Origin of the sequence: Sutcliffiella horikoshii (assembly GCF_021991925.1) — a bacterium.
Lineage (GTDB): Bacteria > Bacillota > Bacilli > Bacillales > Bacillaceae_I > Sutcliffiella_A > Sutcliffiella_A horikoshii_F.
On the sequence record NZ_RXZI01000004.1, the window covers coordinates 25489 to 42527 of the forward strand.

Genomic DNA, 17039 nt, shown 5'->3' on the forward strand with positions numbered 1-17039 from the left:
CTTTCTCTTTCCTCTTTTCGCGTTTCATACACCTCCTATGACACGCGAATTCCTCTCTCTTTTCACTTTTCGCGTTTCATACGACAACCATTCATTTCCTACACAAGAAAAACTCCCCCTTCCTAAAGAAGAGAGAGTCCTGCAAAAAAAACTTATTTCCCCTTAAACTCAGGAGCCCGCTTTTCACCAAACGCAACAAGCGCCTCTACGCGATCCTCTGTGGGGATGATCACTTCATATGCTTTCCGCTCGATTTGCAAGCCTGTCTGCATGTCCACTCCCATCCCTTGGCGGATTGCGAATTTGGCCTGCTGTACAGCTACAGGACCGTTTTTTAACATTTCATGTGCAAGCTCCATGGCTCCATCAAGCGCATGGGAGGCTTCATCAACTAATCTTGTAATCAAGCCAAAACTGTAAGCCTCTTCTCCAGAAAAACGGCGAGCAGTCAAGATAAGCTCCATTGCTTTTGCTTCCCCGATAATACGTGGCAGGCGCTGAGTTCCCCCTGCTCCTGGAATGATTGCCAAGCTTGTTTCTGTTAGTCCCATTTTCACTTCTTTACCCGTCACACGGAAATCACAAGCAAGAAGAAGCTCCATCCCGCCTCCAAACGCATACCCATTAATAGCTGCGATTGTCGGCTGCGGCAAGTCGGCGATGCGGTTGAACACATCCCCGATCTTGTAAACATTACGTCTTACTTGCTGCTCGGTAAGGCCTCTTCTTTCCTTGAGGTCCGCTCCAACACTGAATGCCTTTTCCCCTGCTGCCGTTATTACTACGACACGCACATCAGCATTCGTGCGGAGCTCTTCCGTTACATTCCCTAATTCTACTAACATATCATAATTAAACGCATTCATCGCATCAGGGCGATTGAGCGTTACGGTTGCTACATGATCTTTTACCTCTACTGCAATATAACTCAAATCTGTCCGTCTCCCTCCAAGATTGTTAGCGGTTACAAATTTCGCTATTTTATACATTCTCTACAGAGAGAGAAAATCCTTTATACACCCAGTTTTTCTTTTAATGCCCTTCTTAGAATCTTCCCAGTTGTGTTTTTCGGAAGCTCCTCTAAAAATTCAATAGATGTTGGAACCTTATATTTCGCTAAACGTTCCCCACAATAACCAAGTAAATCTGATTCATGAACTTGAGCATTCGTTACAACAAAACACTTTATCGCTTCACCGAACTGAGGGTCAGGCACCCCGACAACTGCCACTTCCACCACATTTTCATGACTGTAAAGTACTTCTTCCACTTCACGAGGGTAAACATTGTAGCCTCCAACAATAATCATGTCCTTTTTACGGTCCACGATATAGAAGTAACCGTCTTCGTCCATTTTTGCTAGATCGCCTGTATAAAGCCAACCATCACGTATGGCAACGGATGTTTCTTCTGGCATTTTATAATACCCTGACATGACATTCGGTCCTCGGACCACTAGTTCCCCAACTTCACCTGGTGCCACTTCTTCTCCAAGTTCATTGACAACTTTATTTTCCACATTTACAATCGTCGTGCCGATGGAGCCAGCTTTACGAGGCTTATCTAATGGATTGAAACATGTAACAGGGGATGCCTCGGATAGCCCGTACCCTTCTGAGATGATGACATTGTATTTCTTTTCAAAATTCTTCAACAGGGCTACAGGCATCGAAGCCCCACCAGAAATGCAAAGTCTTAACGATTTTAAATCGTCCACATCTCCCGGTGACTGCAATAAGAAATTGTACATGGTCGGAACTCCAGCAAAAACAGTTGCCTCATATTCTTTTACCACATCAAAAATAACCTGTGGGCTGAATCTTGGAACTATGATGACCGTCGCACCATTCATCAATGGTGCGTTCAATGCAACTGTCAAACAGAATACATGGAACATAGGCAGAGTCGCCACAACCTTGTCCGTTTCGTTCATCTTCAAAAAGTCCGCGGAATCCTTGGCATTGCGATACAAGTTCTTATGTGTCAGCATTGCCCCTTTCGGCTTGCCTGTAGTCCCGGATGTATAAAGGATCACCGCCACATCGTCATCCTTCAGTTCCGGCCCTTCATATGTAAAGCTTCCAGAAGCCATGATGGATGTAAACGATTTCAATTTTGGATAAACCGAAAGTTGTTCAATCGGAAAATCCTTCGCTTTTTCTTTTCCGTCAGGTGTTTCGCAAATAATGTAATGCTCAAGTCTTGGCAGATAGCCATGAAGCTTTTCAAAAAGTGGAACAAGAAGGTCTAAGGTGATAATGGCTTTGACGTCGCCATCTCTAAGAATGTAAGAAAGTTCGTCTGGAGTATAGATTGGGTTGATAGGAATAACAGTGGCGCCGATTCGAGCCGCCCCATAAAGTCCAAGGACGAAATATGGAGAGTTTCCGACTACAAGTCCGACATGATCTCCCTTTGTGATTCCCATCTTTTCAAGTCCTGTAGCAAATGCGTTGATTGCAGCGTTCAACTCTGCGTAAGTTTTTGAATCCCCTTCAAAAATATACGCTTCTTTCATTGGATTAGTTTTCGCTGTTAGTGCTAATTGCGATGAAATATTCAAGTGTTTCATCTCCCCTTCGAGTAAATTGAATGAATGACCATTCATAAATCTCCCATTATCCATTATAGTAGATTGCTAGATATCTGTCATTAAATTATGTCGATAAAATTAAAATTTTCAGATAAAATATTTTGATATAAAAAAAGAGCAAGGAATCCCTGCTCCATGCTCTTAAAATTAATATATCAGATCAATCAATTCATCTATGGTAATATTTCCAAAATAATGTTTTACATCTAATCCCTCTAAAGCCTGAGAAATTTCTGCTTTCTCATACTTCACACCTAATAAAAGGTTTTCCACTTCTGACACATCTCCAACACCGAAGAAATCTCCATAAATCTTGCAGTTTTCTATTTTCCCTTTTGTTACGTCCAGGCGCACATCAATCTGACCAACTGGAAAACGGTGCGAATGCTGGAGATTAAACTTCGGTGACTTTCCATAATTCCAATCCCAGTTTTGGTATCGTTCTTTGGAAAGTTCATGAATGTTTTTCCAATCTTGCTCTGTTAGTTCGTACTTAGGAATGTCTTTGGATTTAAAGATTGCCTCCAACAAAAGCTGACGAAACTGCTCAATCGTAATATCTTCATTTAGGAATTCTTTTATATTTGCCACGCGGCTGCGAATCGATTTAATTCCTTTGGATTCTATTTTATCCTTCTTTACATTCAACGCAGAAACGACATGCTCTATTTCAGAATCAAACAATAGGGTTCCATGGCTGAACATGCGTCCCCTTGTAGAGAACTGCGCATTCCCGGAAATTTTGCGTCCTTCAGCAAGAATATCATTGCGGCCACTCATTTCTGCGTCTACTCCAAGGCTTTTCAGTGCTTCCACAACAGGCGCCGTGAACTTTTTGAAGTTATGAAAGCTTTCTCCGTCATCTTTTGTGATAAAACTGAAGTTCAGGTTTCCATGATCATGATAGACCGCTCCACCACCAGATAATCTACGTACCACATGAATGCCATTGTCCTCGACATACTTTGTATTGATTTCTTCTACACTGTTCTGATTCTTCCCGATGATAATAGATGGCTCATTGATGTAAAACAGCAAATAGGTGTCTTCAATATCGAGATTTTTAAGGGCATATTCTTCTATCGCCAAATTGATTCTTGGATCCGTAATTCCGTTATTATCTATAAAAAGCATCATTTCTTTCCACTCTCCCAACTAAATCCTTCTTGTGCTAAATCAATTTTTCCTTTATAAATACTTGAAGCCTCTTCTACCAACTGCTCTACTGTACCGAAATGTGGAAGATGTGTAATTAGCAATTGAGGCACTCCAGCACCTTGCGCAACCTTTGCCGCATCATGGCTGTTCATATGACCAGCGCCCTTGCCATCTTGATGAGCATAAAGATTACACTCACATATCAGTAAGTCTGTTCCTTTTGTAAAAGGGATGAATGATTCCTGATAGCTTGTATCTGCCGTGTACACAAACGAACCTTCGTCTGTGGAAACCCTCATGGCATAACACGGGACAGGATGTGTTGTTTTCAAGAATTCTATTTTGAATGGCCCAACTTCGAGCGGCTGGGAAGGATCATATGCAATCCCTTTGGTGTATTCTTTATGATCAAGTGTAGAAAACCCTTGCATGTCCTCCTGGTGCCCGTAGATAGGAAGCTGCGTCACTGATTTGCCCATATAAAATGAAATCAATCTCGCAAATTGCAATGGCCCTATGTCCGCAACATGATCGTGATGATAATGTGACAAAATAACGGCATCAAGCTCTGTTACCTCTATGTAATTCTGAAGCTGTGCTAATACACCACTTCCGCAATCAATCAATAATTTAAAATTTTCATGCTCGACCAAATACCCAGATGTTGCACTGTTAACAGCCGGATATCCTCCCCAAAACCCTACCACAGTAAGCTTCATGGCACTACATCACCCTTCTTTTGGTTTCCAAAATCAAGTCTACCATATCCCTGCCCATTTTCCTATTTTGATTAGTTGTTTTAAAACAGTTGTTGACAGGACAAGTTCTGTTATAATACAATACCAACAAATAAGAAAACGGAGGGTGATAACATGTTGATTAAAAGTACAGAATTTTTCAAAACCTTACCACCTAAAAAATGCGTAGAATGCAAAAAGACAATGGATGAGCAACACGAGTGCTACGGCAACCATTGTGATGAGTGTATGTCCAGTCAACTAAAATAAATTTTATATAAAAGCCAGGGAGTTTGCTAGATTCATAGCGGCTTCCCTGGTTTTTTTATGTGAAAGAAGAGTGGGTTGTAGCGGAAGGCACTCGACTCCGGCGGGAGGTAGCGGTAGACTTGAGACCCCTGAAGCGTTGTGAGGAGGCTCAAGCACCGCCCCGCGTAAAGCGAATGCCTGCAGCGAAAAGGAACGTCAAACTTTAGCGCGAATAATAAAAAGAGCACTCATCCCCATAAGTGCCCTTCTTTTTATTCTATACGTAAACCCCTTGTTTGACCGTTGATTCCCGAACAATGAGCTCGAGATCATATTCATAGATTTCCTTGTGGCGATAACGTTTGGAGCGGACCTTTTCCATCATGATCTGGAATGCTTTTCGCGCCATTTCATCAATCGGTTGATAAACCGTAGTGATGGTCGGTTCGACTAGTTCCGTTATCGCTTGATTATCAAATCCTACCACCGCAAGATCTTCTGGAATCTTCCAGCCAGAGCGTTTAGCCTCTGAAATGATGCCGGCCGCTACTTCATCGCCACCGGTGAAAATGGCACTAGGTTTCTCTCCCAGCTCCAAAATTTCTTGAAACACCCTTCTTCCATCATCAATGGTAAAAGCGTTTCGGAAGGCAAACTCCTCTCGGTAATCCACCTTGTATTCTGCCAGCGCTTTTTTAAAGCCTGCCTCTCTGCATTTGGCTACATTACTTTTATAGCCACCAGTACAATAAGCAATACTACGATGGCCAAGCTCTAATAGATGCTTAGTGGAAATGTAACCTCCATACGTTTGGTCAAGCCTGACAGATGGTACTTCTGCTGCTTCTTCGAACTCATTGCACAAAACGATTGGGCCATATTCTAAAAACGGTTCTATTATATTCCAGTCATTTTGTATGGAAGAAAGGATGATTCCGTCTACCTGCCTTGTTTTCAATAAGTTTAAATAGTCCAGTTCCTTTTTCTTGGAATACTTCGTCTGACAAATAATCAACTGGTATCCATTTTCAGCTGCCGCCATTTCCATCCGTTCAATCAGTTCACTGAAAAATGGATTCATGACACGGGGTATCAGTAATGCTACCATTTCGGTTTTCTGACTTCGCAGACTTCTTGCGGAAGAGTTTGGAACATATCCTAGTTCACTCATTGCATTTGATACAAGTACACGTTTCTTTTCCGACACATACGGGTGGTTATTTATGACACGGGAAACAGTGGTCCTTGATAACCCTGCCATTTTTGCTACATCTTCTATTGTTGCCACGAGTCTCGCCACCTTAGCTGAAATTGATAAGTTAGTAGAATGTTTGAAATCGTTTTCATAACTACTAGTATAAAAGGAAATGTAAGTGTTTTCAATAAAAATTTTACATTTGACAGCTTAAACTGGCTGTTCCCTATGAAAAAAGGAGCCCACACAGCTATATGGTGGACTCCCTCCGTTACATCTAACCTTTTATAGGTGTGTGTTCTATCGGACTCGTATTATTGTAATCTTTTTTAAATTTGTACACAAAGTATGCCCAAGTTCCGGCAAGCATCATCATCATGAATCCACTTAAGATCCAGACGTTTTCCCACATGAACCCTATATCTCCGCTTGAAATGACTGCTTTAAAACCAGACACCGAATACGTCATCGGTAAAAGCAGGTTGAACGGCTGAAGCGCATCTGGTATCAATTCCAATGGGAAGGTTCCTGCACTTGTGGTTAACTGCAGGATCAAAATTAAGATGGCAACAAACCGCCCCGGGTCTCCAAGTGTTGTCACCAGAAATTGAACCATTGCAATAAAGGTGAAAGAGGTAAGAATGCTAAATAGGATAAATAGCGGCAAACTCTTTACTTCCACCCCTAAGCCTAAAATCAACACTGCATCAGCCAGTAAGGCTTGCAATATCCCTACAGCTGCGAGAACTGCCACTTTACCTGCGAACCATGCAGTCCCTGAGCGTGGCTCACCAGCAGGATCTCGCATCGGATACACGATGGATAGTAATAACGCTCCAACAAACAAGCCTAATGATAAAAAGTAAGGCGCAAACCCGGTTCCATAATTAGGAACTCCATTTTCCACTTCTGATTTGACCTTTACCGGTTCTGAAATCATGTTGTAGGTTTTGTCGGTCCCTTTTATGGAACCCGATTTTTCCGAAGCATCTTTTAACTTACCTTCTAGCTCTTCTGTACCTTTACCGACTTCAGACAGCCCGGAGGAGATTTTATTCGATCCTTCTGCAAGCTCTTTTGTCCCTTGTTGAAATTGTTTGGATCCCCCGTCTAATTGTTCCATACCCTCTAAGAGCTGACCGGACCCTTCTGCTAGCTTTTTGCTGCCCTCATTTGCCTCACTCAATTTTTCACCAAACTGTGTTAGTCCTTGGTTGAATTCCGTTTGGCCCTTAAGAAGTTCTGATGAGCCTTCTGTAAGTTGTTTTGTTCCATTTGCCAATTCTGCCAAACCTGACTGAAAGTTTTTATTGCCTTCTGCAAGCTTTCTGCCATTTTGCTCCAAAGAAGCGGTTCCTGCATTTAGTTCTGAAGCCCCTTGTTCAAGAGCCATCAACCCTTGCGAGAATTCACCACTGCCTTTCATCAACTCTTCAAAAGAAGCATTTATATGTGCTTGCTGTTCTTCGCTTGCCTGCTCAATCATAGGTTCAAGTGCTTTCTTCAATTGCATCATTCCTTGATTCAATTGCTCTGCCTTTTGTTGCGCATGTGAAGCCCCCTCTTCAAGCTTGGAGGTCCCCGCGTTTAATTTTGCTGCACCATCTGCCAGGCTACCCGCTCCATTGGTGAGTTCTTGTTGAGCTTGTTGCAACTGTGCCATTCCATCATTGCTTTTTACTAAACCATCGTTAAGGCTTCCTGCTCCAGCTTGGAGTTGCTCAGATGCGGAGGATAATTTGCCTTGACCTTCAAGCAATTGCCCCAAACCTTTGGAAAGCTCCTGATTTCCCTTATGAAGATCTTTCACTCCACCATAAACCTTTCCCACTCCATCTTGGAATACGATCGATTTTTCTGCCGCTTGTTCCAACCCTTTTTTCAAAGCAACAGAACCATCTTGTAATGCATGGACGCCATTGTTTAGTTCGCTTGTACCATCTGCAGCCTGTTTATAGCCATCTGCCATCTTTTCCAAGTTATCAAACATGGCTTCTGCATAAGTACTTGTGAGCTCTTTTGCTACTTCTTCCTTTATTTTCTCTACTGCTGTTGATCCAATTTGAGCTGAAAGGAAATTGTAGCTCTCATTTGGGACAAATTTCATTTCCAAAGCAGAGGGGTTCTCATCCAATAAAGTTGTCGCCCTATTTGAAAAGTCCTTTGGAATTTCAATTACCATATAATAGAGTTGTTTGTCCAATCCTTGATAAGCCTGCTCCTTTGACACAAACTCCCATTTAAAGCCATCATTTTCTTTCAAATTATCCTGAAGGTCTTTCCCTATCGTCAATGGTTCTCCTTCATAATTGGCGCCTTCATCCATATTGACCACCGCTACCGGAAGTTCATCAAGCTTCTCATATGGATCCCAGAATGCCCATAGAAACATTCCACTATATAGCAACGGAATCAAAAGTACAGCTATCACTGGGATCAGTATCTTTTTATTTGTGAGCAATTGTTTCCACTCATACATTACACTTTTCATTCATTATTACCTCCATATAACATACATTATGACTATTTTTGTCATTTGGTCATTTTCAGATAAAATTGTAAGGATCATCACGTGGACAATCCTTTAATAAAATATAATTCAAAAAGATTCGCTATTTCCTCTTTTGATAAGGGGGTATGATGTTCTTCCCAGTCCACCACAAGGGCCACATAAAGCTTTAGCATCAAGAAGGCTGTTACTTCCGGGTCGCATTCCCTTATTTCTTCTTTTTCAATGGCCTTCTCGATTCTTTCTTTGATAAAGGTAATGATCATTTGCTCTAGCCTGTTAAGTTCCTGATTGACTACACGGGTTCCGAGCTCTTTTTCTTCCTGAATCAATTTGACGGTTAATTGATGTTCGTTGCGGAAATCAAGCAAGCTGATAAGGGCCCTGTGAGCATTTTCAAAAAAGGATTGCTCCGGGTTGATAGATCGGTCTGCCACTTCCTGCATCTCTTTTAATATACCTGCTACAATCTCACTGAATAGTTCTTCTTTATTTGAATAAAAGGTATAGATGGTTCCTTTGCCAACATTGGCTATCCTTGCTACCTGATCCATAGTGGTAGCTTTATATCCAAACATGGAGAACGATTTTAACGCCGCATCCAGGATGCTCTGTTTACGATCCATTTGATCGCTCCTTCCTGCAGTATGACCGAATGGTAAATACGGTCAATTGGTTTTCATTATAATTCCTATCCTTTCAGAATGCAAGAAAAAAAAGGTTCAGTCACATGAGGGTAGCGACTGAACCTTTTTATTATACCTTTAGGGCAGGTTTCTTATGGAAACTCTCTAGTACAGCTTTAACAGCAGCTTCACCAGAATCGATGCAGTCAGGCAACCCTACGCCTTCAAAAGAACTTCCTGCCAGATAAACCCCGGGCATGTCTTGTGCCAGTCGTTCATTCATCTCGTGAAGCATCTTTTTATGACCAACAGCATATTGTGGCATTGCTTCTCTCCATCGAGTGACAATCGTGAATTCCGGTTCTGTACCGACCTCCATAATTTTGTTGAGATCATCGAGTACCACTTTCTGTATTTCTTCGTCACTCTGGTCGACTATTGCTTCTTCTCCCACTCTGCCAACATAACAACGAAGGATCACTTTTCCTTTTGGTGTTGTATGTGGCCATTTCTTATGGGTCCAAGTACACGCCGTGATTGTATAATCGTTGTTTCTTGATACAACGAACCCTGTTCCATCAATGTCCTGTTTGAGTGCTGATTCGTCAAACGCCATTGCAATGGTTGCAACAGAAGTGGATGACATCTGTTGAAGGGGAGCCAGGTAGTCTGCCCCAGGAATCATGTTTGCCGTTGCATGATGAGGAGTGGAAACAATGACATTTTCACAATCAATGGTGGTGCCATTGCTTAAGGAAAGTCGGTATTCACCACCCTTTTTCTCCAGGCTGTCTACTTTTACTGCTTTTAAAATGTTCACTTGGTCTAACTTGTCCTCCAAAGCCTCCACAAGTGTTTGAAGTCCGCCTCGAAGCGTCTGGAACATTCCCTTTTTCTTTTGAGCAGGTGCAGGCTTTTGTTGAGGAGTTGTCTGTTTCATCCCCAAAATCAGGCTACGGTATTTCTCTTCCACCTGCTGAAATTGCGGGAAAGTGGCCTGTAAGCTCAGCTTATCAATGTCACCAGCATAGATCCCGGATAACAATGGCTCAATGAGATTTTCCACCACTTCATCCCCAAGCCGTCTTCTGAAAAAAGAACCAAGTGATTGGTCTTCTCCTCCATTGTTGGAAGCAGGCAAAATCAGGTCAGCTGCTGCACGCATTTTTCCCATAGGAGAAAATAGACCAGTTGTCACGAATGGGGATAGTTTCGTCGGGATCCCCATCACAGCCCCCTCTGGCATCGGGTGAAGTTGACCTTTAAGAAGAATGTATGCCTGGCCAGTTGCATTGTGCACAAGTTGATCTTCCAGTCCCACTTCTTTTACCAGTTTACCGGCACTTAGCTTTCGTGCAAGAAAGCTATCAGGGCCGCGTTCAATGGTAAAGCCATCTCGTTGTACGGTTTGGATCTTTCCTCCAAGCCGGTTGCTTGCTTCAATCAGGGTAATCTCTACATCAAGGTTTTTCTCTTTCATTTCTTTTTGAAGATAATAGGCGGCAGATAGACCTGTAATGCCTCCACCGATGATGACAACCCTTCTTTTCTCCTCATTCATGGTTTCATCGCCTTCTTTTCTAGATTTACTGAGATACTTTTTTTAATTCTTCCAATACAACGGTAGCCATTGCATCGATAAATTCAGGTTGAGTATTTGGCATTTCTGGACGGTAGTACTTGGCACCGATCTCGTCCGTTACTATCTTACACTCATAATCATTATCATATAAAACTTCTAGATGGTCCGAAACGAACCCTACTGGTGTGTATACGAAGGACGTGTAGCCTTTGTCCTTATGAAGGTCACGGGTGATGTCCTGTACATCTGGCCCCAACCAAGGATCTGGTGTATTCCCTTCACTTTGCCATGCGATTTCATAATTTTTCACTCCGGCGCCCTTCGCAATCAGGTCTGCCGTTTCTTGTAGTTGGTCCGGATATGGATCCCCCATTTGGATTATTTTTTCCGGTAGGCTGTGCGCTGATACAATCAGTACTGCCTTTTCACGTTCTTCTTCATTCATGGAAGCGAATGTGTCTTTCACGCGGTCCACCCAATACTGAATGAATTTCGGCTCGTCATACCAGCTTTCAACAGACACAATGGATGGCCCACCGATTTTTTCGGCCTCTTCTTGCGCACGGCCATTATAGGACTTCACACTGAATGTTGAGAAGTGAGGTGCGAGCACGATACTAACTGCCTCTTCTATCCCGTCGTCTTTCATCTGTTGGACAGCATCTTCAACAAATGGTTCGATATGCTTTAATCCAAGATAGACTTTGAATTCGATGTCATCTTGCATGTTGTTTAAGTGTGCACCAAGTGCGTTTGCCTGTTCTTCGGTGATGCGTGCAAGTGGGGAGATTCCACCGATCGCGTTATAACGGTCACGCAAGTCTTGCAGCATTTCATCTGATGGCTTTCTGCCGCGTCGGATGTGTGTGTAGTAGCGCTCCAGGTCTTCTTCTTTATATGGTGTACCGTATGCCATTACCAAAAGGCCCATTGTATTTTTAGACATAACGTTTACCTCTTTTCATATCTGTATTTTTTTGAATAACTCTGTTAAACACCGCTGTTGATTTCCGCAAACGGCTTCGCTTATCCAGAGGGCGACCTTGAGCCTCCTCGGGCTGGAGTCTTCGCCTATTGCTCCAATCAACAGCTAGGTTGCTGCTAAAATCAACATTACGCTTTAAAAGAGCCTATTGAAAAGTATCTTGTGAACACCTGTAGATTTCCGATAGTCGCTTATCCAGTGGGCGGTGCTTGAGCCTCCTTGCAAAGCTTCAGGGGTCTTAAGACTACCGCTAATCCCGCCGGAGTCGACCTCCCTGTCCTACCATCTACAGGGGAATCAGATAAACTTTTTATTTATTAGAAGAATAGTCATGTACGAATGTTGCTAAACGTTTTAGTGTGTCTGGGTTTACTTCCGGGAATACACCATGGCCCAGGTTGAAAATATAGCCCGGCTGTTGCATTCCTTGGTCTAAGATTGCTTTTGCTTTCGCTTCGATTACTTCCCATGGTGCTAAAAGAATAGCAGGGTCCAGGTTACCTTGAACCGTTTTTGTGATCCCGCGCTCTCTTGCTTCTGCAATCGGTAAGCGCCAGTCTAGACCTACAACATCTAGTGGAAGGTCGTGCCATTCGTTAGCCAAGTGGCTTGCACCAACGCCAAACATGATCAAAGGTACATTTTCCTCTTTCAACGAAGAGAAAATACGGTTCATGACCGGTTTGATAAAATAGCGGTAGTCTTCTACATTCAATGCTCCCACCCAGCTGTCAAAAATCTGAATGGCTTTCGCTCCTGCGTGGATTTGGGATCTAACGTAAGTAATCGTCATATCTGCAAGCTTATCCATCAATGCGAACCAAGCCTTCGGTTCTGCATACATGAATGCTTTCGTTTTATTGTAGTTTTTGGAAGGACCGCCTTCAATCATGTAGGATGCAAGGGTAAACGGTGCACCTGCAAAACCGATCAACGGAACATCAAGCTGTTCTTTTGTTAATAGCTTGATTGTATCCAATACATATGGAACATCTTCTTCGGGATGTATTTCTCCAAGCTTTTCAACGTCTTGCATGGAACGGACCGGGTTGTCGATGACAGGACCGATTCCTGATTTGATTTCCACGTCCACACCAATGGCAGGAAGGGGACTCATGATATCCTTATATAAAATGGCTGCATCTACGTTGTACTGATCTACAGGTAGTTTTGTCACATATGCGCAAAGCTCCGGCTGATGCGTAATTTCAAATAAAGAATACTTTTCCTTTATTTTTCTATATTCAGGTTGAGAACGACCAGCTTGTCTCATATACCATAATGGGACATGCTCCGTTTTCTCCCCTCTACATGCTCTTAAAAATGTATCATTAAACTTTGGTTGATTCACAATGATGACCCCTTCCATCTGACTTTTTTTCTGCTTTTATTACGTTACACTTCTGTCATGTTACACTATACCCATAAATGCTAGGAAAGTATAGAACGAGCGCTTATTGTTCATAAAATTGACGATTATTCGGTTAGTTGGAATGTGGCAGAAGGATCTCCACGGTAGATCCTTTGTCCACTTGACTGTGAATGGACAATTGACCACCATGGTTTTCAATAATTTTCATGGAAACCATTAATCCAAGACCGGTACCCTGGTCTTTTGTGGTGAAGAAAGGCTGTCCGACTTTATGGATGACCTCTTCCGGAATTCCTGTTCCCTCATCCATGATCGAAAGGTGGACAAACCCTTCCATCACTTTTGTCTGTATCGTGATCTTTCCGCCATTCGGCATTGCTTCCATCCCATTTTTTATCGTATTGATTAGTACCTGCTTCAATTGATTTGGTTCACAATTCAACCATATGTATTCGTCTGGATGCACCACTTCGATAACCACCTGATGGATAAATGCCTCGCTTTCGAGAAACAAGCATACCTCTTGGATAAGTTCTTTCAAATCTTGTTTTTTAAAGTGGACAGCCTGTGGTTTGGCTAGAGCCATGAACTCATTGGTGATCTGATTGATACGCTCAAGCTCCTTGTCCATGATCGTATAGAATTCTTTTTCCCTGGTTTCCTGCGATAGAATATGTACGAAGCCCTTCAACACGGTAACAGGATTTCTGATTTCGTGTGCCACTCCAGCTGCGAGTTCACCGATGACAGATAACTTTTCCGACTGCATCAGCGCTTCCTCAGTCCGTTTCTTATCTGTAATATCTTTCATAAGGAAGACAAGTGCCAAAATGGTTCCATCACTATTTTTCACAGGAGTAACGGTAATGCTTACATCAATAGGAGCACCACTTTTCGTGGAGGTCAATAATTCAAAGGACAACTGCTTTTGATTCGTTAATTTGGTTAGGAAAACCCGCAAAGAGTTCCCAGATGTAAAGGAGAGGAAGCTTGTCTTGTTCCCTACTATATCCTTTGCTTCCACCTCGAACATTTTCTCAAAAGATCCATTGGCCTTTAATATGGTCCCTTGCAGGTCATACACCCCAATAGCATCGGTTGTATTATTGAAGTAGGCTTCTAGGTATTCTTTTGTAGACAGAAGCTCCAATGATGTCCTTTTTTCCTTTTCTTCTGCCCTTAATAGGAGACTCCCTGTCAGCCTGCTCGAGAACAAGAGAAAGATTGTCACAAAGATAGAAAATAAAATGAAGTAGATGACATCCACTTTTAAATGGTTGGAAAATACGATATTGCTATAGTCAATATAAAAGAATGACAAGGTGATACAAGTGATGAAACTGGATATAATGATGGGCAAAATTCGATTGTATAAAGACGACATAATCAAAGGCATCGATAGAAAGTAAAAGTTGATGACATCTTTGTCGAGATAGGCCACCACCCAGAATGGGACGAAGGATGCACATACAGTCACGTACATCCCTACCTTGGCAAGCTTGGGATGCAAGACAAAATAGCCAACCACCATACACCCCAATCCTGCCGTAATGATGATGGTTGGTATTATTTCAGGGAATATAAAGATATTTGTCAGTATATCCAGGAATAAAAGTGTAGTGAACACAACCAGCATCAGTTTATTTTTTTGATGAATGATATGAACTTGTTCCCTGTTCATCCGTTTCTCATTTAGCCAGATTTCCCTGATACTCGCATGAAAGCGAGTAAACATCGTTCCTAGTGTATAATTCATCTCCTGCTTCTCCTCTAACAGTTCGTTTCCCGAATATATTTCTCTTTCTATCTAAACGTAGGCTTTATTGATTTGGATGGTTGTCCCTCTTTTTTTGTTTGAGTATTGTAAGGGACTACATAGTACGCCGGGACTTGAAAGACATTAACATTTTTAATGGAATATTGATTATCCCCTGAAACTTCATTCACCAAGGTTTCCTTGTCGCCTGTAACAGCATAGATGCGGTAGACGATACGATCGTCACTTGCTTGTGTCCACTCTAGGTTGACGGTGAATAAACTTAGTGGATGAAATGTCATCGCCCCGCTTAATTTTGTATCTTCAGGTAAAGAAATCGGGTCCTCTAAATCTGCTACACCGACAGGAACCGAAAATGCTCCGTTATCTAAACCAGCATCTTTTAAAATATCTTTCAGCAATCTTGTAGGAAAGGCCCCTCCTGCCGTTAAATGCTGTTCTGGCGTTGTCGAATCATATCCCATCCAGACTGTCCCGATCACATCCTGTGTATATCCCACAAACCATGTATCCTTAATCGCCCCGTCGACCCCGGGGTAGTTGGTGGTGCCTGTCTTACCGGCCAATTCCCCATTAATAGTACCTGCCTGTGCTGAGCCGTCCTGCACCACACCCTCTAACATTCTCGTCATATTCCAGGCCGTCTGGGGACTGAAGACTTCTTTTTCTTCTTTTTTTGCTTTTGCAATCACTTCGCCTTTTCTTGTCTTGATTTCTTCAACGAAGTAAGGCTCTATTATTTTTCCATTATTGCCAAATGACCGATATGCTTTAGTAAGTTCCAATGGGGTAACCCCATCCGTAAGACCTCCAAGGGCAATGGCCAATCCATTATCAGGAATGGAAAGTTCTAGCTTATCAAGATAACTCTTACTCTTTTTTACACCCAATTCATTCAATGCCCAGACAGCAGGTGCATTTAAAGAATCTCTTATTGCTTCATACATCGTTACTTCCTTTTTATATTGATGGTGATAGTTTCTTGGTTTATAGACTTCCTGACCGTCCTCATAAGATAGCAATTCATCTTTTAGAAGACTGTATGGCTCGTACTTCCCTTCCTCCAGTGCTGGTGCATAGACCGCTAAAGGTTTGAATGTAGACCCAGGCTGCCTTTTGATATTAACTCTATTAATGCCTTTTGTTACATAATTCCTTCCGCCGATAACAGCCATGACTCCGCCTTTGTGCTGATCCAGCATAACAAAAGCACCTTCGACATTATCATTGGTCCCAGGAAAATATTGATCCTCCTGAAAACGTTGGTAGGCTGCATCCTGAGCAGCTACGTTCATGGGAACCGTAATTTTATACCCTCCTCTATGCAACTCTTCCGGAGTGAGTCCGTACTTATCTTCCGCTTCTTCTGTGACCATGTCAATATATGTTAAATATGCCTGTTTTTCCGGAGATTCCACAATTTCCAAACCTAACGTTCTCCCCATGAACCCAACGGCATCTTCTGCTTCCAAGTATCCTTGACTTTCCATGAGATGCAAGACAAGGTCCCGTCGACTTTTCGCCTCATCGGGAAAATTTATAGGGGAATAAGCATTTGGCGCTTTCGGAAGAGCTGCCAGTAAGGCTCCTTGCTCAACTGTCAAATCTTCTACGTTTTGATTAAAATACACCTGAGATGCTGCTTGAACTCCATAGGCACCGTGGCCGAAATAGATCTGGTTCAAGTACATTTCCAAAATTTCATTTTTGGTATATCTCCGCTCAAGGTTGATGGCGATGACGGCCTCTTTTGTTTTTCGAAGCCACGATTTTTCATTTGTCAAAAAAATATTTTTAGCCAACTGCTGGGTAAGGGTACTCCCTCCCTCAGCCTTGCTCCTTGCAAGAATATCCCGATAAACCGCCCTTCCGATAGCCCGTACATCAATCCCACGGTGTTCATAAAAGCGGTTATCCTCAACCGCAACAAATGCTTGTTGTACATGTTTTGGAATTCTATTTATTTCTACAATTTCCCTATTTTCAAAAAATAGAGAAGCTATTTCATTACCGTTTTCATCTACCATCGTGGTAGTGGAGTCCATGATCAGTTTTTTTTCATCTATCACATAGTCCCCTAAGAAGATGATGAAGATATACCCTATCAGACCAACAGCTACAATACTGGCAAAAATAAAAGGAATAAGGAAGTACTTTTTAGGCAAGATTGTTTTGATGTTATGTAACTTCTTAATGGATGGTTTTTTTCCTTTAAATCTTTCCAAAATGGTTTACCTCCTCCAAGAGTTCGGGAAT

General features: G+C 42.3%; 13 protein-coding genes. 1 reads left to right on the forward strand and 12 read right to left on the reverse strand.

The genetic code is table 11. The annotated features are described in order from the left end of the window. Nucleotides 1-152 precede the first annotated feature (152 nt). From EKQ44_RS12345 to EKQ44_RS12360, 4 genes are all read right to left on the reverse strand, one after another. A complete protein-coding gene (locus tag EKQ44_RS12345; protein WP_237663873.1) occupies nt 153-932 on the reverse strand; it encodes an enoyl-CoA hydratase-related protein in 780 nt (259 codons plus the stop codon). Nucleotides 933-1012: 80 nt separating this feature from the next. Next, on the reverse strand, nt 1013-2563 hold the full coding sequence (locus tag EKQ44_RS12350) for a fatty acid--CoA ligase family protein (RefSeq protein WP_269151659.1): 1551 nt from the start codon (nt 2561-2563) through the stop codon (nt 1013-1015). Nucleotides 2564-2740: 177 nt separating this feature from the next. Beyond that, nucleotides 2741-3727 carry a lipoate--protein ligase gene (locus tag EKQ44_RS12355; protein ID WP_237664078.1) on the reverse strand — a complete coding sequence of 329 codons (987 nt, stop codon included), beginning with the start codon at nt 3725-3727 and terminating at the stop codon, nt 2741-2743. Then, nucleotides 3727-4470 carry an MBL fold metallo-hydrolase gene (locus EKQ44_RS12360; protein ID WP_237663874.1) on the reverse strand — a complete coding sequence of 248 codons (744 nt, stop codon included), beginning with the start codon at nt 4468-4470 and terminating at the stop codon, nt 3727-3729. Before EKQ44_RS12360 ends, EKQ44_RS12355 begins: the two co-directional genes overlap by 1 nt. A 153-nt stretch (nt 4471-4623) precedes the next feature. On the opposite strand from EKQ44_RS12360, the gene yhfH reads away from it, so the two are divergent. Beyond that, a complete protein-coding gene (gene yhfH, locus EKQ44_RS12365) occupies nt 4624-4758 on the forward strand; it encodes a protein YhfH (protein ID WP_082380846.1) in 135 nt (44 codons plus the stop codon). A 256-nt stretch (nt 4759-5014) separates the two neighbouring features. Here yhfH and EKQ44_RS12370 read toward each other — a convergent pair whose 3' ends face one another. From EKQ44_RS12370 to EKQ44_RS12405, 8 genes are all read right to left on the reverse strand, one after another. Further along, nucleotides 5015-6025: a LacI family DNA-binding transcriptional regulator gene (locus EKQ44_RS12370; protein ID WP_237663875.1), complete on the reverse strand. Its 1011-nt coding sequence runs from the start codon at nt 6023-6025 to the stop codon at nt 5015-5017. Nucleotides 6026-6209: 184 nt separating this feature from the next. After that, on the reverse strand, nt 6210-8423 hold the full coding sequence (locus EKQ44_RS12375) for a YhgE/Pip domain-containing protein (RefSeq protein WP_237663876.1): 2214 nt from the start codon (nt 8421-8423) through the stop codon (nt 6210-6212). Nucleotides 8424-8500: 77 nt separating this feature from the next. Further along, on the reverse strand, nt 8501-9067 hold the full coding sequence (locus EKQ44_RS12380; RefSeq protein ID WP_237663877.1) for a TetR/AcrR family transcriptional regulator: 567 nt from the start codon (nt 9065-9067) through the stop codon (nt 8501-8503). 130 nt (nt 9068-9197) lie between these two features. Next, entirely contained in the window at nt 9198-10628 is a 1431-nt protein-coding gene (gene hemY, locus EKQ44_RS12385; RefSeq protein WP_237663878.1) for a protoporphyrinogen oxidase, read from the reverse strand. 25 nt (nt 10629-10653) lie between these two features. Next, complete coding sequence (gene hemH, locus EKQ44_RS12390; protein WP_237663879.1) at nt 10654-11595, reverse strand: ferrochelatase; 942 nt, start codon at nt 11593-11595, stop codon at nt 10654-10656. A 349-nt stretch (nt 11596-11944) separates the two neighbouring features. Further along, entirely contained in the window at nt 11945-13003 is a 1059-nt protein-coding gene (gene hemE / locus EKQ44_RS12395) for a uroporphyrinogen decarboxylase (protein ID WP_237663880.1), read from the reverse strand. A gap of 115 nt (nt 13004-13118) precedes the next feature. Then, a complete protein-coding gene (locus tag EKQ44_RS12400; RefSeq protein ID WP_237663881.1) occupies nt 13119-14762 on the reverse strand; it encodes an ATP-binding protein in 1644 nt (547 codons plus the stop codon). Nucleotides 14763-14809: 47 nt separating this feature from the next. After that, complete coding sequence (locus EKQ44_RS12405; protein ID WP_237664079.1) at nt 14810-16948, reverse strand: transglycosylase domain-containing protein; 2139 nt, start codon at nt 16946-16948, stop codon at nt 14810-14812. Nucleotides 16949-17039: the final 91 nt, after the last annotated feature.

Coding starts and splice junctions, on each gene's coding strand:
- EKQ44_RS12355 (WP_237664078.1), bottom strand. CDS start 3,727: ATGCTTTTTATAGATAATAACGGAATTACGGATCCAAGAATCAATTTG.
- EKQ44_RS12360 (WP_237663874.1), bottom strand. CDS start 4,470: ATGAAGCTTACTGTGGTAGGGTTTTGGGGAGGATATCCGGCTGTTAAC.
- yhfH (WP_082380846.1), top strand. CDS start 4,624: ATGTTGATTAAAAGTACAGAATTTTTCAAAACCTTACCACCTAAAAAA.
- EKQ44_RS12375 (WP_237663876.1), bottom strand. CDS start 8,423: ATGAAAAGTGTAATGTATGAGTGGAAACAATTGCTCACAAATAAAAAG.
- EKQ44_RS12380 (WP_237663877.1), bottom strand. CDS start 9,067: ATGGATCGTAAACAGAGCATCCTGGATGCGGCGTTAAAATCGTTCTCC.
- hemY (WP_237663878.1), bottom strand. CDS start 10,628: ATGAATGAGGAGAAAAGAAGGGTTGTCATCATCGGTGGAGGCATTACA.
- hemH (WP_237663879.1), bottom strand. CDS start 11,595: ATGTCTAAAAATACAATGGGCCTTTTGGTAATGGCATACGGTACACCA.
- hemE (WP_237663880.1), bottom strand. CDS start 13,003: ATGGAAGGGGTCATCATTGTGAATCAACCAAAGTTTAATGATACATTT.
- EKQ44_RS12400 (WP_237663881.1), bottom strand. CDS start 14,762: ATGAATTATACACTAGGAACGATGTTTACTCGCTTTCATGCGAGTATC.